20 protein-coding genes and 2 tRNA genes are annotated in these 22,452 nt (G+C 72.1%); 18 read left to right on the forward strand and 4 right to left on the reverse strand.

The features are described from left to right. Positions 1-232: 232 nt before the first annotated feature. The 5 genes from proB to GT045_RS05280 all read left to right on the forward strand — a co-directional run bounded on the left by proB (position 233) and on the right by GT045_RS05280 (position 5,190). Positions 233-1,339, forward strand: a complete 1,107-nt coding sequence (gene proB / locus GT045_RS05260; RefSeq protein WP_161293083.1) for a glutamate 5-kinase — start codon at positions 233-235, stop codon at positions 1,337-1,339. A 187-nt stretch (positions 1,340-1,526) separates the two neighbouring features. Next, a complete protein-coding gene (locus GT045_RS05265) occupies positions 1,527-1,952 on the forward strand; it encodes a hypothetical protein (protein WP_161293080.1) in 426 nt (141 codons plus the stop codon). A 102-nt stretch (positions 1,953-2,054) separates the two neighbouring features. Further along, entirely contained in the window at positions 2,055-3,341 is a 1,287-nt protein-coding gene (locus GT045_RS05270; protein ID WP_161333425.1) for a glutamate-5-semialdehyde dehydrogenase, read from the forward strand. 132 nt (positions 3,342-3,473) lie between these two features. Further along, on the forward strand, positions 3,474-4,031 hold the full coding sequence (locus GT045_RS05275) for a hypothetical protein (RefSeq protein WP_161333426.1): 558 nt from the start codon (positions 3,474-3,476) through the stop codon (positions 4,029-4,031). Between the two features lie 88 nt (positions 4,032-4,119). Next, complete coding sequence (locus GT045_RS05280) at positions 4,120-5,190, forward strand: hypothetical protein (protein ID WP_161293055.1); 1,071 nt, start codon at positions 4,120-4,122, stop codon at positions 5,188-5,190. Positions 5,191-5,227: 37 nt separating this feature from the next. Here GT045_RS05280 and GT045_RS05285 read toward each other — a convergent pair whose 3' ends face one another. Next, complete coding sequence (locus tag GT045_RS05285) at positions 5,228-6,343, reverse strand: M48 family metallopeptidase (RefSeq protein WP_161333427.1); 1,116 nt, start codon at positions 6,341-6,343, stop codon at positions 5,228-5,230. Positions 6,344-6,445: 102 nt separating this feature from the next. Here GT045_RS05285 and GT045_RS38750 point away from each other — a divergent pair, with 102 nt between their 5' ends. The 9 genes from GT045_RS38750 (at position 6,446) to GT045_RS05315 (ending at position 11,696) form a co-directional block, all read left to right on the forward strand. Further along, positions 6,446-6,610: a hypothetical protein gene (locus tag GT045_RS38750; protein WP_202515868.1), complete on the forward strand. Its 165-nt coding sequence runs from the start codon at positions 6,446-6,448 to the stop codon at positions 6,608-6,610. A 166-nt stretch (positions 6,611-6,776) separates the two neighbouring features. Beyond that, the gene (locus GT045_RS38755; RefSeq protein WP_202515867.1) at positions 6,777-6,941 is read left to right on the forward strand and encodes a hypothetical protein; all 165 of its coding nucleotides are present in this window, start codon (positions 6,777-6,779) and stop codon (positions 6,939-6,941) included. Positions 6,942-6,997: 56 nt separating this feature from the next. After that, on the forward strand, positions 6,998-7,684 hold the full coding sequence (nadD, locus tag GT045_RS05290) for a nicotinate-nucleotide adenylyltransferase (protein ID WP_202515866.1): 687 nt from the start codon (positions 6,998-7,000) through the stop codon (positions 7,682-7,684). Between the two features lie 16 nt (positions 7,685-7,700). Then, positions 7,701-9,503, forward strand: coding sequence for an LCP family protein (locus GT045_RS05295; protein ID WP_161333428.1), 1,803 nt, complete (start codon positions 7,701-7,703; stop codon positions 9,501-9,503). 125 nt (positions 9,504-9,628) lie between these two features. Beyond that, complete coding sequence (gene rsfS / locus GT045_RS05300) at positions 9,629-10,072, forward strand: ribosome silencing factor (protein ID WP_161293047.1); 444 nt, start codon at positions 9,629-9,631, stop codon at positions 10,070-10,072. Continuing rightward, a complete protein-coding gene (locus tag GT045_RS05305; protein WP_161293045.1) occupies positions 10,072-10,740 on the forward strand; it encodes a histidine phosphatase family protein in 669 nt (222 codons plus the stop codon). The genes rsfS and GT045_RS05305 overlap by 1 nt, the downstream gene beginning before the upstream one ends. Positions 10,741-10,858: 118 nt before the next feature. After that, positions 10,859-10,931, forward strand: a tRNA-Ala gene (locus tag GT045_RS05310). Positions 10,932-11,285: 354 nt separating this feature from the next. Next, the gene (locus GT045_RS38760; protein ID WP_014672673.1) at positions 11,286-11,459 is read left to right on the forward strand and encodes a hypothetical protein; all 174 of its coding nucleotides are present in this window, start codon (positions 11,286-11,288) and stop codon (positions 11,457-11,459) included. A 3-nt stretch (positions 11,460-11,462) separates the two neighbouring features. Continuing rightward, the gene (locus tag GT045_RS05315; RefSeq protein WP_161298305.1) at positions 11,463-11,696 is read left to right on the forward strand and encodes a hypothetical protein; all 234 of its coding nucleotides are present in this window, start codon (positions 11,463-11,465) and stop codon (positions 11,694-11,696) included. Here the strand turns inward: GT045_RS05315 and GT045_RS05320 are convergent. Further along, positions 11,686-12,897, reverse strand: a complete 1,212-nt coding sequence (locus GT045_RS05320; RefSeq protein WP_161333429.1) for a glycosyltransferase 87 family protein — start codon at positions 12,895-12,897, stop codon at positions 11,686-11,688. The genes GT045_RS05315 and GT045_RS05320 overlap by 11 nt on opposite strands. Positions 12,898-13,011: 114 nt before the next feature. On the opposite strand from GT045_RS05320, the gene GT045_RS05325 reads away from it, so the two are divergent. Beyond that, positions 13,012-13,084 (forward strand) — tRNA-Ala (locus GT045_RS05325). 118 nt (positions 13,085-13,202) lie between these two features. Here GT045_RS05325 and GT045_RS05330 read toward each other — a convergent pair. Both GT045_RS05330 and GT045_RS05335 read right to left on the reverse strand, forming a co-directional pair. Next, complete coding sequence (locus tag GT045_RS05330) at positions 13,203-14,813, reverse strand: NADH-quinone oxidoreductase subunit NuoF family protein (RefSeq protein WP_161333430.1); 1,611 nt, start codon at positions 14,811-14,813, stop codon at positions 13,203-13,205. Beyond that, on the reverse strand, positions 14,814-16,094 hold the full coding sequence (locus tag GT045_RS05335; protein ID WP_202527208.1) for a cytochrome b/b6 domain-containing protein: 1,281 nt from the start codon (positions 16,092-16,094) through the stop codon (positions 14,814-14,816). It abuts the gene before it with no gap. A gap of 541 nt (positions 16,095-16,635) precedes the next feature. On the opposite strand from GT045_RS05335, the gene leuS reads away from it, so the two are divergent. The 3 genes from leuS to GT045_RS05350 all read left to right on the forward strand — a co-directional run bounded on the left by leuS (position 16,636) and on the right by GT045_RS05350 (position 21,464). Continuing rightward, positions 16,636-19,518: a leucine--tRNA ligase gene (leuS, locus tag GT045_RS05340; RefSeq protein ID WP_161333431.1), complete on the forward strand. Its 2,883-nt coding sequence runs from the start codon at positions 16,636-16,638 to the stop codon at positions 19,516-19,518. A 291-nt stretch (positions 19,519-19,809) separates the two neighbouring features. Then, a complete protein-coding gene (locus tag GT045_RS05345; RefSeq protein ID WP_161289666.1) occupies positions 19,810-20,547 on the forward strand; it encodes a hypothetical protein in 738 nt (245 codons plus the stop codon). 71 nt (positions 20,548-20,618) lie between these two features. Then, complete coding sequence (locus GT045_RS05350; RefSeq protein WP_161289664.1) at positions 20,619-21,464, forward strand: DegV family protein; 846 nt, start codon at positions 20,619-20,621, stop codon at positions 21,462-21,464. Positions 21,465-22,452 lie beyond the last annotated feature (988 nt).

Here is a 22,452-nt window from a genome sequence, read left to right on the forward strand (position 1 = left end):
CGTCGCACAGCTACCGGGCCCCCGCGCAGCCGCGGGCCCCCGCACAGCCGCCGGGCCCGCACAGCCGCGCCGCGCCGCACGACCGCTTACCGGCGGCCTCCTCCCGAGTGGCCCCGGCGGTGTCCGGGGGCTGGAACCGAGGTGCGGCGGGAGGTCCGTTTCCCGTAGATTTCCGAGCGGCGCAGCGGACCGAGTGAGGGCGGCAGGCAAGGTGGCAAGGGCAAGGCAGGCCGTGGGCGAGGCCCGCAGGATCGTCGTCAAGGTGGGCTCCTCCTCCCTGACCACCGCCACGGGCGGCCTGGACGCCGACCGCGTCGACGCGCTGGTCGACGTCCTGGCGAAGATCCGCAGCGGGGGAGAGCGGGAGATCGTCCTCGTCTCCTCCGGCGCCATCGCCGCCGGCCTCGCCCCGCTGGGCCTGCGCCGCCGGCCCAAGGACCTCGCGCGCCAGCAGGCCGCCGCCAGCGTCGGCCAGGGCCTGCTCGTCGCCCGCTACACGGCCTCCTTCGCCCGTCACGGCGTCCGCGTCGGCCAAGTCCTGCTCACCAGCGACGACATGAGCCGCCGCGCCCACCACCGCAACGCCTCCCGGACCCTCGACAAGCTGCTCGCGATGGGCGCCTTCCCGATCGTCAACGAGAACGACACCGTCGCCACCGACGAGATCCGCTTCGGCGACAACGACCGCCTCGCCGCGCTCGTCGCCCACCTCGTCCACGCCGACCTGCTGGTCCTCCTCTCCGACGTCGACGGCGTCTACGACGGCGACCCCAGCAGGCCGGGCACCTCCCGGATAGCGGAGGTGAAGGGCCCGGAGGACCTCGACGGCATCGAGATCGGCAGCGCCGGCAAGGCGGGCGTGGGCACCGGCGGCATGGTCACCAAGGTGGAGGCCGCCCGCATCGCCGCCGCCGCGGGCATCCCCGTCGTGCTGACCAGCGCCGTCCACGCGGCCGAGGCCCTGGCCGGCGGTGACACCGGCACCTACTTCCACCCCACCGGGAAGCGCTCCGCCGACCGGCTCCTCTGGCTCCAGCACGCCTCCACCCCCCAGGGCGCCCTCGTACTGGACGACGGCGCGGTGGACGCGGTCGTCCAGCGGCGCACCTCGCTGCTGCCGGCCGGAATCGCCGCCGTCGAGGGCGAGTTCAGCGCCGGCGACCCCGTCGAACTGCGGGACGCGCAGGGCCGTGCGGTGGCCCGGGGGCTCGTCAACTTCGACTCCCGCGAGATCCCCCGGCTGATCGGGCGCTCGACCCGGGAGCTGGCGCGTGAGCTGGGCCCCGGCTACGAACGCGAGGTCGTACACAGGGACGACCTGGTGCTCCTGCACGTCTGACTCTCGCAAAACCGCTCGTAAAGCAGGACGTAAGGAACGCCCCCGGTGGGGGACGTTCCGTAAAACCACCACGCGGAGCCCTGCGGCCTGCTCAACTTTGTCTCGGGGACATGTTGAAAGGACACGTTCCGTCAAGGGGCCGAGCGAGCCATGCGGGCCTTGCGAGCCAAGCGTGAAGGAGGCCGTCGTGAGACGAGTGCGCCCTGGGACGGCGTCCCGTGGTGCTCTGACGAGCGTCGCGGCCGGGGACACCTACGAGGAGCCCAAGGACCTGCCCAGGCTGTGGCACGTCACCCTGAGCGTCTCCGGGGAGAAGGTCGCCCTGCCCGAGCTGCGGCGGGCCCTTGAACAGCTCGCCCACGACCATCCCTTCCTGCTGACCAGCAGATACGCTCCCGACCACGCGGAGATCCGGTACTGGGAAGAGGCCCGCGACCTGCACGACGCCGCCGCCGTGGCGCTCCGTCTGTGGGGCGAGCACCGGCAGACCGCCGGCCTGCCCGCCTGGGAGATCGTCGGCCTGGAGGTCATCGACCGCGAGACCTACCACCAGCGCATCGCCGAGGGGTACGGCCCCCCGCCGGCGACCCCGGTGGGAGTGCACCCGTTCTGACCGGGCGGGCCGGGGGAGAGCCGGCGACTTCTCCCCTTTTGCGGTGTCTCGGGGTGTGGGACGACCGCTGAAGCGTGACGCCTCGCGCACTACCCTTCCCTCATGACCACGCTCTCGCCGTACGACTCGATGTCCCCGGTCACCCAGGCCGCCTACCGGGCCAAGGCAGCCGCCGCCGACCTCGCGCCGCTCCCGCGCGCCGTGAAGGACGACGCGCTGCTCGCCGTCGCCGACGCCCTGGAGGTCCGGACCGCCGAGATCGTCGAGGCCAACGCCAAGGACGTGGCCAAGGCCCGGGAGAACGGCACCAGCGAGGCCATCGTCGACCGGCTGACCCTCACCCCCGAGCGGGTCCGCGCCATCGCCGCCGACGTCCGTGACGTCGCGAAGCTGCCCGACCCGGTCGGCGAGGTCGTCCGCGGCTCCACCCTCCCCAACGGCATCGACCTGCGTCAGGTCCGCGTCCCGCTCGGGGTCGTCGGCATCATCTACGAGGCCCGCCCGAACGTCACCGTCGACGCCGCCGCCCTGTGCCTGAAGTCCGGCAACGCGGTCCTGCTGCGCGGTTCCGCCTCCGCCTACGAGTCCAACACCGCCCTCGTCCGGGTGATCCGCGACGCCGTCGGCGGCGCCGGGCTGCCCGCCGACGCCGTCCAGCTCGTGCCCGGCGAGAGCCGCGACTCCGTCCGCGAGCTGATGCGCGCCCGCGGTCTCGTCGACGTCCTCATCCCGCGCGGCGGCGCGTCCCTGATCCGGACCGTCGTCAACGAGTCCACGGTCCCCGTGATCGAGACCGGCACCGGCAACTGCCACGTCTACGTCGACGCCCAGGCCGACATCGACACGGCCGTCGAGATCCTGATCAACTCCAAGGCCCAGCGGGTCAGCGTCTGCAACGCCGCCGAGACGCTCCTCGTCCACCAGGACATCGCCCCCGAGTTCCTGCCCCGCGCCCTGGACGCCCTCGCCGAGGCCGGCGTCACCGTCCACGCCGACGAGCGCGTCATGGCCTACGCCAAGGACTCCAAGGCCACCGTGGTCGAGGCCACCGCCGAGGACTGGGAGGCGGAGTACCTCTCCTACGACATCGCCGCCGCCGTCGTCGACTCCCTGGACCGGGCCGTCGAGCACATCCGGCTGTGGACCTCCGGCCACACCGAGGCCATCGTCACCACCTCCCAGCAGGCGGCCCGCCGCTTCACCCAGCTGGTCGACTCCACCACCGTCGCCGTGAACGCCTCCACCCGCTTCACCGACGGCGGCCAGTTCGGCTTCGGCGCGGAGATCGGCATCTCCACCCAGAAGCTCCACGCCCGCGGTCCGATGGGTCTGCCGGAGCTGACCAGCACGAAGTACATCGTCACCGGCGACGGACACGTCCGCCGCTGAGATTCACCCGTTCGGCCCTGCCCGCCCCTGTCCCGGTATCCGGCGCGGGGGCACGGCCGAAAGACGTCTCACCAGGCAGACGAATTTCCCTACCGCCTGCCCAAACCGACCCCCCAGGTCTACTCTGGACCCGTGCCGGAGGACGTGGGGGGCACGCCGTTCCCTGACGGCTGGGAGCCCGACGACGACCACGACCACGGGGTGCCGGACGAAGAGTTCGCCTCCGTGGTCTTCGACGAGGCGTTCGTCCGGGCGGCCACCGTCCATGAGCCGACCGCCGTGGAACGCCTCCTGGCCGCCGCCCAGGCCAGAGCCGAGGCGTCCGAGGCGGAGGCCCGCCGCGCACACGCCCGCGGGGAACGCTACGACGACGGCTACGGCCCCGAGGGTGCCGCATTCGGCCAAGATCACGACCATGACGAGCTGGACGACCCCTACGTCCTGGACGACAGCCCCTACGGCAAGCAGGTCCGCTGGCACCGTCCCGTGGCCTGGATCCTCGCCGTCGTGATGGGCATCGGCATGGTCGCCCTGGCCTTCGCCGCCGTCTACCGGGGAAGCTCCTCGGACACCCGCGACCGGGTTCCCGCCCCCGCCTCGACCGGCCTGGAGCAGGACTCCGTGTCCGCCCCCGCCGCCTCCGCCGAGCACCCCCGGCCCGCCGCCTCGGCCATCCCCCGCTCCCCCTGAGCACCCCGCCCGCGCTTGGTGAGAACCTGTCAGAACTTGTCGTGCGGCGGGGCGTTTACCCGGGGCCCGCGAGACCTACTCTGAAAGTATGGGCGGGCCTGGAGACCCACCGGAGGGGACACCCGAGGGCGGCCCCGGCGGTGCTGAGGACGAATACCGATCCGTCGTCTTCGACGAGTCGTTCGTCCGCGCTGCCCGCCTCCAGGAGTTCTCCGCCCAGGAGCGGATGGCCGACCACGCGCCCGCCGTACGCCGCCGCCCGCACCTGCACCGCGGGCTCACCCGGCAGGCACTGATCCTCGTCGTCCTGATCGCCGTGGCGTTCGGCACCGCGCTCTACATGGGCGTCCGCCACCCCTACAGCACCCCGCAGGGCCGTCGGTCCGCCGAGCCCCTGCGCATGACGGTCATCCCGCTCGCCCCGCAGGGCAGGGTGCCCGGTGCGGCCGACACGGACAGCCTCTACCGGCACAGCCCCGCCGCCTCGTACGCGGTCGGCGCCAAGGGCATACCGCTGCCGGCCTCGCGCAGCACGGCCCACTTCTCCGACAGCCAGGTGGTGGCCGCCCTCACCATCGTCAAGGACTACCTCGTCCGCTCCTCGCTCTACCCCGAGGTGCTCGCGGGCCGGGAGGCGAGCGCCGCCAGGGCCCTGGTCGACTCGGAGCAGCTCGCCCAGTTCGACCAGAGCTTCGACCATCCGGCCGCCGACGGCCGGCACGCGCCCACCGGCTGGGTGGTCCGGATCGACCCCGCCCGCGCCCGGCTCGCCGACGACGGCATCCGGGTCTCGGGCAGCCTGCGGGCCGTCGAGACCGACCCGGCGACGCTGGAGGTGACCGCCGACCACGTCTTCGTCTACGCCCTGCGCCCCGCCGGCGCCGCCGCCGGCGCCCCCGCCTCACTGTTCACGGTCCGCCGCGAGCTGGCCTTCCGCTTCGACGGCGACGACCTGCGCACCCGCCAGCTCCGGCTGGTCACGTCCTCCGTGCAGGCGGGCCCCCTCGCCTGCGCCGAGGACTCCTCGGCCTACTTCCGGCCCCTCCTCGCCGGCCGGACGGCCATGCCGGGCGGCCCGGCGGGCAGCGATCCCTACGACCAGGACGGCACCACGGCCCTGTGCGGAACCCTGTCCGCCAAGGCGCAGCCGACCGTCTGAGCGGCGAGCGGGCGGGGACCGGGCGGGCGCCCGGCGCCTACCTCTCGTCCCGGCCGGGAGCGGCGTCCCCCTCGTCCCCGCCGGGCACGTCGTCCCCCCTGGCCGGCGGGGGGCTGCGGAAGCCGTCGAAGCCCCGCCGGACCCGGCCGCCCAGGTCGCCCGCGCCGCCCGCGAGATCCGAGACCAGCTTCATCAGCGGGTCCTTGGACCCCTTCACATCGCTCGCGTAGCTGGACGCCGACTCGCGGAAGGAGTCGCTGACGGAGGTGTCCTTGTCCTCCTCGCGGCGCGGGTAGTGGCCGTCCATGAGCCGCTGGTAGTCCCGCGACTCCGCCCACTTCTTCAGCTCGGCGGCCCGCACGGTGGTGAACGGGTGCGAGCGGGGCAGCACGTTCAGGATCTTCAGCACGGAATCGCGCAGGTCGCCACCCGACTCGTACTCCTCGGCCTGCTCCAGGAACGCGTCCACGTTCATCTCGTGCAGGTGGTTGCCGCCCGCGATCTTCATCAGGCCCCGCATCGAGGCCCGGACGTCCTGGCCCACGAGCAGACCGGCCCGGTCGGCCGACAGCTCCGACTTGCGGAACCACTCGCGCAGCGCCGTGACGATCGCCATGACCGCGAGATTGCCCAGCGGGATCCAGGCCACCTTCAGGGCCAGGCTCGTCAGGAACAGCAGGACCGTGCGGTACACCGAGTGGCCGGACAGGGCGTGCCCCACCTCGTGGCCGACGACGGCCCGCATCTCCTCCTCGTCGAGCAGCTCCACCAGCCCGGTGCTGACCACGATGATCGGCTCGTCCAGGCCGATGCACATCGCGTTCGGCTGCGGGTCCTGCGTCACGTACATCGGCGGGACCTTCTCCAGGTCCAGGATGTAACAGGCGTCCAGCAGCATGTCGTGCAGGTGCGTGAACTGCCGCTCGGAGACCCGCACCGAGTCGGACAGGAACAGCAGCCGCAGACTCCGCTCCGGCAGCAGCCCGCTGAGCGCCTTGAAGACGGTGTCGAACCCGCTCAGCTTGCGCAGCGCGACCAGGGCCGAGCGGTCCGCCGGGTGTTCGTACGCCCGCGAGGAGATCCCCGGGAAGCGCCTGCGCTGCCTGCTCGGCACGCGCTCGTGCCCCGTCCGCTGGTGGCCGTCGTCGGACATGTCTTCCCCCATGTGCGTCTGAGTGCCCACTGTGCCCCCGAGGCGGGGCCCAGCCTAGGCGGAGATACCGTGGCAGGCAGTACACCCGAAGGAGTCCACGCCATGGAGCACCACCCCGCAGCCGCCTGGCTGACCGAGGCCGCCACGAGCGCCGTCCAGCAGCACGGGACGGGCAATCTGCTCCGCGTCGTCCTCGTCGTGATGGTCCTCGGCTGTGCGCTGACCGCCTGGTTCCTGCTGCGCGGCTACAAGCGGAAGGACGACTGACGAGCGGCGAAAGTTCCCCGCCGTCCGGCCCCGGACCACCCTGTCGCGGGCGTCCCGCCGGAGCCCCCGGGCCCCGACGGCGGAGTCGGCGTGATCGCCACCGGCCCGCCCGCTTACGATGGGTCGACATCTTTATTCCGCCCACACGCGTTAGGTCCTGCCGAAGATGAGCTTCCACGACGCCGCAGCCCAGTTGGTCACCCTCGCCGCCGAGGGCGAACCGCACGGCGGAAACCACAACAGCCTGAACCCGGCCGTCACCGGCGGCGGCGCGCTGATCATCCTGCTCCTGCTGCTGTGGATCACCACCCGCTTCAACCGCGACCGCTGAGCAGGGACCCCGTCCCCGGCCGGAGGCACGAGACCGGGCCGGTAGGGTCTGCACGCATGGGAGAGCAGGACATGCCTACCGGTCCGGCGCACGAGACGGCCGACGACACGGTGAAGCACCCGCAGTACGGTCCGGGCAACGGTCCCGTCCACACGGGAAAGCGGCGCCTGGGCGTCATGGGCGGAACCTTCGACCCGATCCACCACGGGCACCTGGTGGCGGCCAGCGAGGTCGCCGCGCAGTTCCAGCTGGACGAGGTGGTGTTCGTCCCCACCGGCCAGCCGTGGCAGAAGTCCCACCGCAACGTCTCCCCGGCCGAGGACCGCTATCTCATGACGGTCATCGCGACCGCCGAGAACCCGCAGTTCTCCGTCAGCCGCATCGACATCGACCGCGGCGGCCCCACCTACACCGTCGACACCCTGCGCGACCTGCGGGCCCTCAACCCCGACACCGACCTCTTCTTCATCACCGGTGCCGACGCCCTCGCCCAGCTGCTGACCTGGCGCGACTCGGCGGAACTCTTCTCCCTCGCGCACTTCATCGGCGTCACCCGCCCCGGCCACCAGCTCACCGACCAGGGCCTGCCGGAAGGCGGCGTCTCGCTCGTCGAGGTGCCGGCGCTCGCCATCTCCTCCACGGACTGCCGTGCGAGAGTCGCCAAGGGTGACCCCATCTGGTACATGGTGCCGGACGGAGTCGTGCGCTACATCGACAAGCGCGAGCTGTACCGCGGCGAGTGAGCCGAGAGGGGCACCGGTGAACGACCGATACGACGCGGGGTACGGAGAAGGCCCGTACGAACTCGTCGGCTACGACGAGTACGGCCGGCCCATGTACCGGCAGGTCCCGGCACAGCAGGCTTCCCCGGCACAGCAGGACCCGCAGTTCCCGCAGCCGGCCTACGACCCGTACGCCCAGCAGCAGGGCTACGGCTACGACCCGTACGCCACCGGCCGGCAGCAGGAGCCGTCCTCCTACGAGCCGCAGCCGTCCTCCTACGAGCAGCAGCCGGCCTACGACCCCTACGGCTCCGGGGCCCCCTACGACCCGTACGCCACCGGGACCCCCGGCACCCAGGGTGCCCCCGGCCACGACCCCTACGGGCAGACGGCGAGCAGCGGTCAGCAGCCCCGGGTCGCCGAGCAGACCGCCTACATCCCCCAGCAGTCCGGCCCCGCCGAGGGCGCGCGGGCCCCGCAGGAGCCCGCGCGGGCACCGGGCGAGCCGGACCGCCGGACCGGGCCGGACGACCGTGGCCACCCCACCGCGCCGGACGAACCGGACTACCGCACCGAGCAGTTCGCCTTCGTCGAGGAGCCCGACGGTGACTCCGAGGACGTCATCGACTGGCTGAAGTTCACCGAGAACCGCACCGAACGCCGCGAGGAGGCCCGCCGCCGCGCCCGCAGCCGCCTCGTCGCCCTCGTCGTCGTCCTCGCCCTCGTCGCGGCCGGCGGTGTCGGCTACCTCTGGTTCGCCGGCAAGCTGCCCGGCCTGTCCTCCTCCGACGGCAGGCCCGGCACCACCACGCCCGCGGCCGCCCAGAAACGCGACGTGCTCGTCGTCCACCTGCACAACACCGCCAAGGGCGGCACCTCCACGGCGCTGCTGGTCGACAACACCACCACCAGACAGGGCACCACGGTCCTGCTGCCCAACTCCCTGGCGCTGACCGGGGACGACGGCTCCGCCACCACCCTCGCCAAGTCCGTGGACGACGACGGCACCTCCGGCACCCGCGACCAGCTCGACACCGTGCTCGGCACCAGCATCCAGGGCACCTGGCGGCTGGACACCCCCTATCTGCAGAACCTCGTCGACCTCGTCGGCAACATCGAGATCGACCCCGACACCGACGTGCCCGACCCGGACGCCAAGAAGAAGGGCACGGCGCCGCTCGTCCACAAGGGCCGTGGCCAGACCCTCAGCGGCAAGATGGCCGTCGCCTACGCCACCTACCGCGCCGCCGGCGAGTCCGAGAACGCCCAGTTGCAGCGGTTCGGCCAGGTCATGCAGGGCGTGCTGCGCAAGGTGTCCTCCGATCCGTCGTCCGCGACCACCACCGTGCAGACCCTCGCCCAGATCCTGGACCCGCCGCTCACCGACAAGGACCTCGGCGCCTTCCTCGCCAAGCTCGCCGAACTCGCCAAGGGCGGCGCCTACAAGACCGCCCTGCTGCCCGTGCAGCCCGACGGCACGCTGAGCGCGCAGACCAGCGACAGCGTGGTGAAGGACATCCTCGGCGGCACCGCCAAGAGCCCCGGCGCGGGTTCCGCGGTCCGGGTCTCCGTCCAGAACGCCACGGGCGTGAAGGACGACACGGACAAGGCCCGCGTGGTCCTCCTCAACGGCGGCTTCACCTTCCTGGAGGGCGGCAGCGCCGCCGGCACCCGGGCCACCTCGCAGGTGCTCTACGCGGACGCCGCCCATCAGGCCGACGCCGCCGAGGTCGCCAAGACCCTCGGCCTGCCCGCCGGCTCCGTGACCAAGGGCGGCGTCTCCTCCGGCGCCGACGTCTCGGTGGTCCTCGGAGGCGACTACAAGCCGCCCGCGTCCTGACCCCCCGGCCGCCCTCGGCGGGGCGCGCGGCCGGGGCACCCCGCGTGATGCCGTAATCACGTGGGGTGCGGCGGGCGGTCCGTGAGACCCTTGAGGTCAAAAGCCCGCCGACGGAAAGCCATGTAGTGACCGCCACCGACCGTTCCCTTGAACTCATCAACACCGCCGCCCAGGCGGCCGCCGACAAGCTCGCCCACGACGTGATCGCCTACGACGTGAGCGACGTGCTGTCGATCACGGACGCCTTCCTCCTGGCGTCCGCCCCGAACGACCGCCAGGTCAAGGCCATCGTCGACGAGATCGAGGAGCGCCTGCAGAAGGAACTCGGCGCCAAGCCGGTCCGCCGCGAGGGCGACCGCGAGGCCCGCTGGGTGCTGCTCGACTACGTCGACATCGTCGTCCACGTCCAGCACAGCGAGGAGCGCGTCTTCTACGCCCTGGAGCGGCTGTGGAAGGACTGCCCCGAGCTGGAGCTGCCCGCCGACGCCAAGGCCACCCGCGGCAAGGCCGAGGAGCACGCCCAGCTGCAGGCCGACGAGGCCGACCAGGAGCCGGACGGGGAGTGGTGATGAGCGCCACCGGCGAGGTGTCCGACCGCAGGGGCCGGGGCCGCCGCATCATCCTGTGGCGGCACGGCCAGACCCTGTGGAACGTCGAGCGCCGCTTCCAGGGCACCACGGACGTCGAGCTGACCGAGACGGGCGTCGGCCAGGCACGCCGCGCGGCCCGGCTGCTCGCCTCGCTGCGGCCGGACGCGATCATCGCCTCGGACCTGCGGCGGGCCGCGGACACGGCCGCCGAGCTGGCCGAGCTGACCGGCCTCGACGTCACCCGCGACGAGGCCCTGCGCGAGACCTACGCGGGCGTCTGGCAGGGCCTGACGCACGAGGAGATCATCGCCCGCCACGGCGAGGAGTACACCGCCTGGAAGCGCGGTGACGCCGTCCGACGCGGTGGCGGCGAACTGGAGACCGAGGTCGCCGACCGCGCCGCCCCCGTCGTGCTGCGGCACGCCGAGAAGCTGCCCGAGGACGGCACCCTCGTCGTCGTCAGCCACGGCGGCACCATCCGCACCACCATCGGCCGGCTCCTCGGCCTGGACTCCCGGCACTGGGAGAGCCTCGGCGGCCTCTCCAACTGCTGCTGGTCCGTGCTCGGCGAGGGCGCCCGCGGCTGGCGCCTGCTGGAGCACAACGCGGGCACCCTCCCGGAGCCCGTCCTCGGCGACGACGACTGACCGCCTCCGCGGCCGCGCGGCCCGGATTTCACTTTCCGGCAGGTCACAGGCTAAAGTTCTTCTTGTTCGCCCCGCCGAGCGGGGCGACACAGGACACGCGGTCCGCCGCGTGGCGCCCGGGGCTATAGCTCAGTTGGTAGAGCGCCTGCATGGCATGCAGGAGGTCAGGAGTTCAATTCTCCTTAGCTCCACTGATCGACTCTCCGTCGAGACGTCGAAGATCGGTGATGAGGATCCCGTCCCCTCTGGGGGCGGGATCTTCTGCTTTCGGCGGCCGACGAAGTTCTCGCCTCCCGCGCCCGTCGGGCACGGGTTCTCGGCCCGCGTGCCCTTCGCCACACCGTTCCGGGGCCGCCTTGAGCGTCCGGCGCCCCGCGGCCGTATACGTCGGCGAGGTGTTCTCGCGGTGCGCCCGGTGCCGGCGGGAACGGCCGCGGTGGCAGCCCGTGTCCGGACCGGTACTGAGGCGTCGCTGACCGTGTTGGTCCGGTCGTGGCAGAATCAAACGGCCGGAAGGGGGCGCGGCCCGACGGGAGGGAGTAGCGATGCCTGCGAGCATCCTCGAGGAGGTCGGCCACCTCCTCGGTGCGGCGTTGATACGGGACACGACCACCCGGCTGAGCTGCCCTTCCTGCGGTTCCGCGCATGTGGCGCAAGTCCTCGGCGACAACGGCGGGATCTCCTACGTGTGCACGGCCTGCGGCCACAGCTGGAGCTGATCAATGGGTGCACACAGGCGGAAGTGCGACTGGTGCGGGAGCGGAACGCCCATCGTCCGCGACATGGAGCCGGTCAACCCCGACTACCAGTACTGGTGCGAGGAATGCGCGCGGGCGCTGATCATAAAAGGCGACCCCATCGAGACGTACCGGGAACTGGAGGGCGAGCCGATCTACGGCCGGCTCCTCGAGGAGCACTGCACGCTCAAGCGGTTCTACCAGTTCGTCACGGCTTGACGCGGACCCCGTCCGCGCCGGGCCCCGGCAACGATGTCCGGGCCAGCACCAGGAAGAGCGCACCGACTCCTCCGTAGACGGCCGACAGCAACAACTCCCGGTCCGCCAGGTGCAGTTCCGGCCGGCCCGTGCCGTGCGGAACCCACCAGGGGGCGTACGAGCAGAAGACCAGCAGGGCGCCCAGGGCGGCCGTCCGGTGTCCGCGCGTCCACAGCAGCAGCACCAGCGGCACGCACCACACCCAGTGATGGGTCCACGACACCGGACTGACCAGCAGGGCGGTGACGGCGCAGGCGCACACCGCCCAGGGCCGCCGCCCCCGCAACTCCGCCCGCACGGCCACCGCGAGGCCCAGGACGGCCACCACGGCCGCACAGGCCGCCCAGAGGGCTCCCGGGTCCGGTGTGTGCAGAAGGCGGGCCAGGACGCCGCGCAGGGCCTGGTTGGCGGTGTCCTCCGCATGGCCGACCCGGCTCGCGCGGAACACCATGTCCGACCAGAAGCGCCAGGAGTCGTACGGCAGGACGCCCGTCGCCAGCACCGTCGCCCCGGCGAACGCGACGGCCGCCCCGCGCGCGTGCCGCAGCCATGGCTGACCGCCTCCGCCCCGCAGGCGGTCCACGGCCCCTGTGGCGAGCAGAAGGACCAGGAACAGCGCGGGCGTCAGCTTGACCGCCGTGGCCAGTCCGAGACCCACCCCCGTCCAGCGGTCCGGCCCGCCGGCCGGGCGGCGGGTGAGGTCCCACAGCACCAGGACGGCCAGCAGCAGGTTGATCTGGCCGTAGCGCAGGGTCGTCCACACCGGCTCGCACCACACGGCCGGCGCCGCCACCCAGCAGACGGTCTCCACGCGCGCGTGGCCGACGAGTTTCAGCGACAGCCGTACGAACATCACCAGCAGCGCGAGATTCCCGGCCGTGGCCAGCGTGCGCAGGTGCGCGGCGTCCAGCAGGGGCAGCGGGGTGAACAGCAGGGCCGCGAACGGCGGATAGGTGGTGGGCAGGTGCGCGGCCGTCGCGCGCAGGGCGTACAGGTCGTCACCGGCGCCCACCGCGGCACCCTCGGCCCGGTAGACGGCCAGGTCGATCATCGACACGTGCGCGGCCCGCTGAGCCGCCCAGAACGCCGCGAACGACACGAGGCACACCCCCAGGGCGACCGTGGCCCGGCGGGGGACTGCGGGCGACGCGATCATGGTCATGAAGCCGACATTAGCGGCCGTATCGGCGCGAAGCAGAAACCGATTTGGTGCTACGCCACCGGGCCTGTAATGTTTACGTCGTCGCCGGGGGAACCGGGCGGGACAACAAAACAAGGGGCTATAGCTCAGTTGGTAGAGCGCCTGCATGGCATGCAGGAGGTCAGGAGTTCAATTCTCCTTAGCTCCACAGAAATCGAAAGCGGATCACCGGACAGGTGGTCCGCTTTCGGCGTGTTGTGGAAGCGGTCACGGGGGAAAGGCGAGGGCGGGTCACCCGGTTCGGGTGACCCGCCCTTTCGTGCGGTTCAGCGGCCGAGCGCGCGCCGGCCGCGCCCCTGGGAGAGGACCGGAAGGTTGCGGGCCGGCGCCTGTCCGCGCGTGTCCTCCTCGATGCGCAGGGCGAGCGCGGGGCAGCGGCGCACCGCGCGCAGCGCCTTCGCCTCCGCGTAGCGCGGCACCTGCGCCTGGGCGACGGTCGGGAAGCCGTCGGCGCCGAGCTCGAACACCTCCGGCAGGATGTCCGCGCACAGCCCGTGGCCCCGGCAGAGGGTCCAGTCGACGTAGATCTTCTGGCGGCTGCCGCCGCTCTCCTCCGGCTCCCCGCCGCCCGGAACGCCCGTGGGGGCCCTGCCCCCCTCGAAGAGCGGCAGGACGCCCTGTACGGGCCGTCCGCAGCCGTTCCCGAGGACGTGTGCGGCCAGGTCGTCCGTGAACGCCTTGATGGTCGACTCCAGGAACATCGCCGAGCCGTCCGGGTGCGAACAGGCACCGCGCCGCTTGACGTTCTTCGCGACCTGCTTCAGCGCCTCCAGGGCGGCGGGTCCGCCGCCGTTGAGGATGTCCTCCAGCCCGCGCGCGGCGGCGGGCAGTCCGAGGTAACAGGGTCCGCACTGGCCCGCGCTCTCCTCGGCCAGCCACTGCGCCACCCGCAGCGACTCACCCAGCGGGCAGGTCTCCTGGCTGATGGGCAGGATCGCCCCGGCGCCCAGCGAACCGCCCACCGCGTCGAGCGAGTTGCGGGAGACGACCGCCTCGTCGACGGTCGCCGCGTCGATCCACTTGCCGTGGTAGCCGCCGGTCAGCACGCCCTGCGGCACCGGCGGGGCGCCCGCGAGCTGCAGCACGTAGCGCAGGGGCACCCCCGTGGGGGCCTCGATCACCATCGGGCGGGCGACCGCGCCGGACACGGTGAGCATCACGGTGCCCGGTTCGTCGTACAGGCCCGTGTTGCCGTAGCGCTCCGGGCCGATGCGGGCGGCGATGGCCAGCTGCGCGAACGTCTCGGCGTTCGACAGCAGCGTGGGCGCGCCGCCGACGCCGTTCTGCGAGGCGCTGATCTTGCGGCCGGGCGGGATCGCCGGGCCGCCGTCGATCGAGCGGACCAGGGAGGCGGCGGCGCCGGTGACCATGCGCACCGGATTGCGCTGCACCCACGCGCGCAGTGCCGATCTGCGGCTGTTGCTCAGCCCCCGCTCGGCGAGCGCGGCCTCCATGGAACGCTGGGTGGACTCCCGGGTGACGCCGATGACGAGGGTGCGCGCGCCGAGCGCCTCGGCGCACAGCAGCGCGCCGTCCAGGATGAGGTGCGGGGCACGGTTGATCAGGACCGTGTCCTTGCGGCAGGCGGGTTCGTCCTCGCTGCCGTTGACCACGACGACCGGCCGCACCCCACGCTTGATCGCCGACTCGGCGACCGAGCGCAGCTTTTTGTGGAAGGGGAAGCCGGCGCCGCCGCGGCCCTTGAGGTTGATCGCCTCGGCGAGCTGGGCGAGCTGTTCGCCGCCCAGCGGGTCGAGCGGCCCGTGCACCTTCAGGTGCATGGGCAGGTCGAGCCGCTCCACAAGGTCGAAGCCCGACGTGAGCTGGGGAAGTCCGACCACGCGGACCTCGGGGACGTCGGGCAGGGCCTCGTTCACTTAAAAGCCTCCGGAAGGCGTGTTCCAGGGTTCGCCCGAACCCGGCGTCTGGTAGGAGGCGCCGGGCAGAGTCTCGGTGGCGGGACCGCTGTTGAACGTGTCACCCGGGTTGTACGTGCCGTGGAGGCCGTTTGTCTCACGGGTGTCGTACACGTCACTTCCGCCGTACGCGGCGGCGCCCGGATTGCCGTAGACGGGGATGGTGTATCCGGTGTCCTGGAGCGGGTCGTACACGGACGGCGGCGCCTCGCCGACCGGCGGCGGGGACGGGACCGGCCAGGTCCCCGAGGTGCTGGAGGGGCCGTCCACGCGCGGGACGGGCTCCGTGGGCCGCAGGTCCGTCGGCAGGTCCATGCGGGCCGTCCGGTCCGCCGCGAAGGACTGCTGCGGGCGGCCCGGCGTCGACACCGCCCGGTAGGCCGCCGCGAAGCCGGAAGCGGGCTCGTCGGCCGGGGCTGCCGGGGCCCGGTAGAACGGGGAGGCGGCCGTGTCGGCGAAGGACGGCCTCGGCTCCCGCCGGCCGCCGGCGCCGGCCGGCGCCGGCTCGGCCCTCCTGGAGCGGCTCGCGTCCAGCTCGTCGAGCCCGGCCCGCTCCGAGCTGCCGAACAGGGCCACCAGCCGGTCGGCGACCCTGCGCTTGACCGGGCGCGGCGCGGCACGCAGCGCCAGGGCGCCCATCACACCGAGCAGGGACAGGCTGTAGAGGATCACGAAGACCGGCTTGGCCGATCGACCCGCGTAGAGGCCGTGGATCAGTGCCGCGCACCAGGCCGGGTACGCCAGCATGTGCATGGCCCGCCAGCGGGCGGCGACCGGTGCCGGGGTGGCGAAGTTGCTGCGCAGGGCGCCGGTGACGCCCACGAAGACCATCAGCAGGCCGGCGAGCGAGCCCAGGCCGATCAGGCCGGCGATCCCGGTGACACCGAGCGAGAACGGGATGACCGCGGCGATCAGCCGGGTGTGGCCGAGCGCGACCTTCGTGGTGATGTGCAGCAGCAGGAACGCGATCGAGGCGACCGCGGTCGTCCGGTGCACCGCCTGGCCGACGATCCGCTGGCGTGTGTTCAGGAAGATCCGGTCCTGGGCGAACAGGCCCCAGATCACCGAGCAGCTCAGCGAGACGAGGGACAGCACGCCCGCGCCGAAGTTCAGGAACTCGCGGAACTGGCTGCCTCCGACCAGCACGGCCACGGGTATGAGCAGCAGGACGACAGCGGACGCCACCCCATAGGCCGAGCGGCCCGGTTTGGGGAGCGAGCTGGTCTTACGACGAGGGTTCATGGGGGCACTCCGAGCAGTTCCGGGAAAGCGGTCCCGCTGCCGCACTCTAAGTGGCGTCATACCGATCAGTACGAAGGTTTGCGTTATTGCGTTGTTATCAACGCACAATCTGATTGTCGGGGCGTCCCTTAGGGGACGGTACGCGAAGTAATTGCTGACCTTTGTTCAGTTCCGGGCGGGCTTCATGACATGTCCATCAGGGATACGGAGACGCGTCGCGGCTTGCTCAAGGTTGGAAGCGCGTCGTGGCCAGCTCAAGGACGGAAGCGGGTCGTGGCCTGCTCAGGGACGGAAGCGCGTCGCAGCCTGCCCGAGGACTGAAGCGCGTCGCGGCCTGCCCGAGGACTGAAGCGCGTCGCGGCCTGCTCAAGGGCTGCGGTACCCTAGCGCCATGCGTGCCGTACGCCTTCTGCTTAGCGGGCCGCGCTGATCAGTACCGACCCGGCACAGCCGTGAGGTCGGCATCGGCGCGGCGTCCCCTCCTGTGCGAGGGGCTTTTTCATTTCCGCAGGCAGAGACGATCGATGGAGCTTTGAGGATCATGAGCGAGACGAACCCGGCCGCCGCCGCTGCTACGTCGGCGGAGGCCGCCCCGCACCGCTACACGGCCGCCATGGCGGCCGACATCGAGGCACGCTGGCAGGACTTCTGGGACGCCGACGGCACCTACGCGGCGCCGAACCCCAAGGGCGACCTGGCGGGCGACCCCGAGCTGGTCGCCAGGCCCAAGAAGTTCATCATGGACATGTTTCCGTACCCCTCCGGGGCCGGCCTGCACGTCGGCCACCCGCTGGGCTACATCGCCACCGACGTCTACGCCCGGTTCCAGCGCATGACCGGCCACAACGTCCTGCACACCCTCGGCTTCGACGCCTTCGGCCTGCCCGCCGAGCAGTACGCGGTGCAGACCGGCACCCACCCGCGCGTGTCGACCGAGGCCAACATCGAGAACATGAAGTCCCAGCTGCGCCGGCTGGGCCTGGGACACGACAAGCGCCGGTCGTTCGCCACGATCGACCCGGAGTACTACAAGTGGACCCAGTGGATCTTCCTGCAGATCTTCAACTCCTGGTACGACGAGGACGCGAAGCGGGCCCGTCCGATCGCCGAGCTGATCGCCCGCTTCGAGTCCGGTGAGCGCGCCGTTCCGGGCACCACGCGCGCGTGGAGCGAGCTGAGCGCCCGTGAGCGCGCCGACGTCCTGGGCGAGTACCGCCTGGCCTACGCCTCCGAAGCGCCCGTCAACTGGTGCCCCGGCCTGGGTACCGTGCTGGCCAACGAGGAGGTCACCGCCGACGGCCGGTCCGAGCGCGGCAACTACCCGGTCTTCAAGTCCAAGCTGCGCCAGTGGAACATGCGCATCACCGCCTACGCCGACCGCCTGCTGGAGGACCTGGAAGGGCTGGACTGGCCCGAGGCCATCAAGCTGCAGCAGCGCAACTGGATCGGCCGCAGCGAGGGCGCCCGCGTCGACTTCCCCATCGACGGCGAGCGCATCACGATCTTCACCACCCGCCCGGACACCCTGTTCGGTGCCACCTACATGGTGCTGGCGCCCGAGCACCCGCTGGTCGAGAAGTTCACCCCCGAGGCGTGGCCCGAGGGCACGCACCAGGTGTGGACCGGCGGTCACGCCACCCCCGCCGAGGCCGTCTCCGCCTACCGCGCCCAGGCCGCCTCGAAGTCCGACGTCGAGCGGCAGGCCGAGGCCAAGGACAAGACCGGCGTCTTCACCGGCGCGTTCGCGACCAACCCGGTCAACGGCGAGCCGGTCCCCGTCTTCATCGCCGACTACGTCCTGATGGGCTACGGCACCGGCGCGATCATGGCGGTCCCGGGTCACGACACCCGCGACTTCGCCTTCGCGCGCGCCTTCGAGCTGCCGATCCGCTGCGTGGTCGAGCCGACCGACGGCCGCGGCACCGACCCTTCCACCTGGGACGACGCCTTCGTCGCCTACGACGCGAAGATCGTCAACTCCGACAGCGACGACGTCCGCCTGAACGGCCTGGGCGTGACCGAGGCCAAGGCGCGCATCACCGAGTGGCTGGCCGAGCGGGGCATCGGCGAGGGCACCGTCAACTTCCGGCTGCGCGACTGGCTGTTCAGCCGCCAGCGCTACTGGGGCGAGCCCTTCCCGATCGTCTACGACGAGGACGGCGTCGCCCACGCGCTGCCCGAGTCGATGCTGCCGCTGGAGCTGCCCGAGGTCGAGGACTACAGCCCCCGCACCTTCGACCCGGACGACGCCGACACCCGGCCCGAGACGCCGCTGTCGCGCAACGAGGAATGGGTCGACGTCACCCTGGACCTGGGCGACGGCCCCAAGAAGTACCGCCGCGAGACCAACACCATGCCCAACTGGGCCGGCTCCTGCTGGTACGAGTTCCGCTACCTGGACCCGCACAACGACCGCCAGCTGGTCGACCCGGAGATCGAGCGGTACTGGATGGGCCCGCGCGCGGGACAGCCGCACGGCGGTGTCGACCTGTACGTCGGCGGCGCCGAGCACGCCGTGCTCCACCTGCTGTACGCGCGCTTCTGGTCCAAGGTCCTGTTCGACCTGGGGCACGTCTCCTCCGCCGAGCCGTTCCACAAGCTGTTCAACCAGGGCATGATCCAGGCCTACGTCTACCGCGACAGCCGGGGCATCGCGGTGCCGGCCGCCGAGGTGGAGGAGCGCGACGGCGCCTACTACCACGAGGGCGAGAAGGTCAGCCGCCTGCTGGGCAAGATGGGCAAGTCCCTGAAGAACGCGGTGACTCCGGACGAGATCGCCGCCGAGTACGGTGCCGACACGCTGCGCCTGTACGAGATGGCGATGGGCCCGCTGGACGTCTCCCGGCCGTGGGACACGCGCGCGGTGGTCGGCCAGTTCCGGCTGCTGCAGCGGCTGTGGCGCAACATCGTCGACGAGAACACCGGTGAGGTCACCGTCACCGACTCCGAGGCGGACGAGGAGACCCTGCGCGCCCTGCACAAGGCGATCGACGGTGTGCGCCAGGACCTGGACGGCCTGCGCTTCAACACCGCCATCGCCAAGGTCACCGAGCTGAACAACCACCTGACGAAGGCCGGCGGGGCGCTGCCGCGGACCGTGGCCGAGCCGCTGGTGCTGATGGTCGCCCCGCTGGCCCCGCACATCGCCGAGGAACTGTGGCGCAGGCTGGGCCACACCGACTCGGTCGTCCACCGGGACTTCCCGGTCGCCGACCCGGCCTACGTCGTCGACGAGACCGTGACCTGCGTCGTGCAGATCAAGGGCAAGGTCAAGGCCCGGCTGGAGGTGCCGCCCGCGATCTCCGAGGAGGAGCTGGAGAAGGTGGCGCTGGCCGACGAGAAGGTCGTCGCGGCGCTGGGCGGCGCGGGCGTCCGCAAGGTGATCGTGCGGGCACCGAAGCTGGTGAACATCGTCCCGGCGTGAGCGCTGTCTCGGGTGAGCGCTGTCCCTGCGTGGGGACTGGGTGAGCACTGTCCCTGCGTGAGGACTGGGAGAGCACTCTCTCTGCGTGAGCACCGGGTGAGCACTGCCCCTGCGTGAGCAGCGGGTGAGCACTGCCCCTGCGTGAGGACTGCCTGCGGCTGAGTCGTTCCTCGGGGTCGGGGTAGTCCCCTACGGGCAGGTTCGGGGTCCTTTCCGGAACTCCGGGCCTGCCCGCTGCGTTTACCGTGGAGAGGACAGCGGCTTGTGCCGTAAGGCCGGAGGAGGAGCGTCGTGGAAGTAGTGCTGACCGTGTTCGCCCTGCTCTTCCTCGTCCTCATCGGCCTGGGTGCCTACGCGACGGTCAAGGCGGTCGGCGCCGCCAAGCGCGGTGTGGACCGCACCGTCGCGCAGGCCCGCCGCACGGTCGAGGACCACACCCTGCGCGCCAAGTCCTTCGCCCAGTTCGGGCCGGCCGGCGAGATCGCCCAGCTGCGGCTGGCGCTGCGCACCTCCATGCGCGCCACGCAGGACGCGCTGCGCGCGGGGGTGCGGGAGGACGAGTCGCTGAAGGAGTCCCTCGGTCTCTTCGAGCGGCTCAGTGTGCACGGTCACGAGCTGGACGACACCCTCAAGCGCCTGGAGTCCGAGCCGGACCGGGCCACGCTCGCCGCCCGGCTGCCCGAACTGCGCAGCCGCACCGAGCGCATCACCACGTCCGCCGACTCCCTGCGCTGGGCCGCGCGCGACCGGGCCCGCCGCTTCGCGGACGACGACCTGGACGGACTGAGCGCCCAGATCGACATCGAAGCGGGTGCGCTGCGGCACTGGACGCGGAGCGAGCCCCACCAGGCGCCCCCCGAGTGGCCCGACGTGTCCGCTCCCGCCGACGGCCCGGCAGGGGAACGGCCCCGGTCGGGGACGGCCGGTGGCGGGGCGGCCGAGCGACCCGCTCCCGAAGCGATCGCCCCGCCGTCATGGCGCCCCGCCTACCCGTGGCAGAAGAAGCCCCGCCCCGAAAGCACCACCTGAGCGGGCCGTCCACGCCCGCACGCCAGGGGCCGGGCTGCCGTGTGAGCGCTACGGCAGGTAACCTCCAGCTCATGTCCCGCCATGTCGCGATCGTCACCGATTCAACGGCCTACCTGCCGCACCGGACGATGGAGCGTCATGGCATCACCGCGGTCCCGCTGACCGTGGTCCTCGGCGACCAGGCCCTCGAAGAGGGCACCGAGATCTCCACCCGCTCCCTGGCGCAGGCGCTGCAGAAGCGGCGCCCGGTCACCACCTCCCGCCCCAGCCCCCAGGTGTTCGCAGAGACCTACCGCAGGGTCGCCGAGTCCGGCGCGACCGGCATCGTCTCCCTCCACCTGTCCGCCGAACTGTCCGGCACCTACGACGCCGCTGTCCTCGCGGCACGCGAGGCGCCCGTGCCGGTGCGGGTGGTGGACACGGGCATGGTCGCCATGGCACTCGGCTTCTGCGCGCTCTCCGCCGCCGAGGCCGCGGAGGCGGGCGGCACGATCGACGAGGCCGTCACGGCCGCCGAGAAGCGGGCCGCGGGCACGTCCGCCTACTTCTACGTCGACACTCTCGACTTCCTGCGCCGAGGCGGCCGAATCGGTGCCGCGCAGGCCCTGCTGGGATCCGCGCTCGCCGTCAAACCCCTGCTCCAGCTGGACGACGGCCGGATCGAGCCGCTCGAAAAGGTCCGGACGGCGTCCAGGGCGATCGCGCGCCTGGAGGAGATCGCCGCCGAGCGTGCGGGCGACGCGGAAGTCGACATCGCCATCCACCACCTCGCCGCCCCCGAGCGTGCCGCGGCCCTCGCCGACCGCCTGCGGGTACGCGTCCCCGGCCTGGCCGACCTGCACGTCAGCGAGGTCGGAGCGGTGATCGGGGCCCACACCGGGCCCGGCCTGCTGGGCGCGGTCGTCTCGCCTCGCTGACACACAGCTCACAGCCCCGGCCGGCCTGTCGATCGCCGCGAGCGGCCCGGATTCACCCCCGCGGGTGATGGAGTTCTCCACAACCGGGCGGTGTTCCACGGGAATTCACCAAGATCATCGCGTCGGGGTGGAATGCCCCATCCTCATCGCATGGCACCTCGATTTCGATCTCGACCTCGTTCACGTACCGCGACCGTGACCAGTGGACCGGGCCGCGGCCCCACCTCCGACGGCCGCACCCGCCACCGCCGTGTCAGGGAACCGCGGCACGCCGGAGAGCTGAACCGAGCGGGCAAGGTCCACGGCAGCGGCGGGGACGGCAGCACCGGCGGGGACAGTCGCACCGGTGGGGACAGTCGCACCGGTGGGGACGGCAGTACCTGCAAGGTCCACGGCAGCGGCGGGGACAGCCGCACCGGCGAGGACAGCCGCGTCAGGGGACACAGCCGTCCCGGCGAGCGCGGTCACGCTCGTCGCCGTCCGGCCGCGCCTGGGGAGGAGCTGCGCCGCCGGGCGGAACTCCTCTTCGGTGAAAGGGCCGTGGAGTGGCGCGAGTCGGGGAACGCGCCGCCGGAGACGGGTCGGGATGCGGGCGCACCGGCTGCGGCTACGTCTACGGCTGTGCCCGGGGCTGGGGCTTGGGATGGGGCCGGGGCAGCGACCGAGTTTGCGCCAGCCCCTGTTGCTGGGGCTGGGGCTGGGGCTGTGACCGAGGGTGCGCATGTGCCTGGGGCTGCGGCCGGGGGTGTGACCGAGGTTGTGCGTGCGCCTGGTGCTGTGACCGAGGTTGCGTCTGTTCCTCCCCCTGCGTCTGCGCTTGCGGCGACCCCGGCCTCCGCCCCGGGCCCAGCCGGGTCGGCATCGGCGCCGGGCGACTGGTCGGCGACGGAACCTGCCGGTGTCGCTTGGCCGCTGGTGTCTCAGGTGTCGTTGAAGCCGCCGGAGCCGCCGGAGCCGCCGGAGCCGCCGGAGCCGCCGGAGCCGCCGG

It is taken from the genome of Streptomyces sp. SID486 (genome assembly GCF_009865385.1).
Classification (GTDB): Bacteria; Actinomycetota; Actinomycetes; order Streptomycetales; family Streptomycetaceae; genus Streptomyces.

Bases quoted from the DNA above. Each gene is read 5' to 3' on its own strand.
- GT045_RS05270 (WP_161333425.1), top strand. From the start codon at position 2,055: ATGACCACGCTCTCGCCGTACGACTCGATGTCCCCGGTCACCCAGGCC.
- GT045_RS05280 (WP_161293055.1), top strand. From the start codon at position 4,120: ATGGGCGGGCCTGGAGACCCACCGGAGGGGACACCCGAGGGCGGCCCC.
- GT045_RS05285 (WP_161333427.1), bottom strand. From the start codon at position 6,343: ATGTCCGACGACGGCCACCAGCGGACGGGGCACGAGCGCGTGCCGAGC.
- GT045_RS38750 (WP_202515868.1), top strand. From the start codon at position 6,446: ATGGAGCACCACCCCGCAGCCGCCTGGCTGACCGAGGCCGCCACGAGC.
- GT045_RS38755 (WP_202515867.1), top strand. From the start codon at position 6,777: ATGAGCTTCCACGACGCCGCAGCCCAGTTGGTCACCCTCGCCGCCGAG.
- nadD (WP_202515866.1), top strand. From the start codon at position 6,998: ATGGGAGAGCAGGACATGCCTACCGGTCCGGCGCACGAGACGGCCGAC.
- GT045_RS05305 (WP_161293045.1), top strand. From the start codon at position 10,072: ATGAGCGCCACCGGCGAGGTGTCCGACCGCAGGGGCCGGGGCCGCCGC.
- GT045_RS38760 (WP_014672673.1), top strand. From the start codon at position 11,286: ATGCCTGCGAGCATCCTCGAGGAGGTCGGCCACCTCCTCGGTGCGGCG.
- GT045_RS05315 (WP_161298305.1), top strand. From the start codon at position 11,463: ATGGGTGCACACAGGCGGAAGTGCGACTGGTGCGGGAGCGGAACGCCC.
- GT045_RS05320 (WP_161333429.1), bottom strand. From the start codon at position 12,897: ATGACCATGATCGCGTCGCCCGCAGTCCCCCGCCGGGCCACGGTCGCC.
- GT045_RS05335 (WP_202527208.1), bottom strand. From the start codon at position 16,094: ATGAACCCTCGTCGTAAGACCAGCTCGCTCCCCAAACCGGGCCGCTCG.
- leuS (WP_161333431.1), top strand. From the start codon at position 16,636: ATGAGCGAGACGAACCCGGCCGCCGCCGCTGCTACGTCGGCGGAGGCC.
- GT045_RS05350 (WP_161289664.1), top strand. From the start codon at position 20,619: ATGTCCCGCCATGTCGCGATCGTCACCGATTCAACGGCCTACCTGCCG.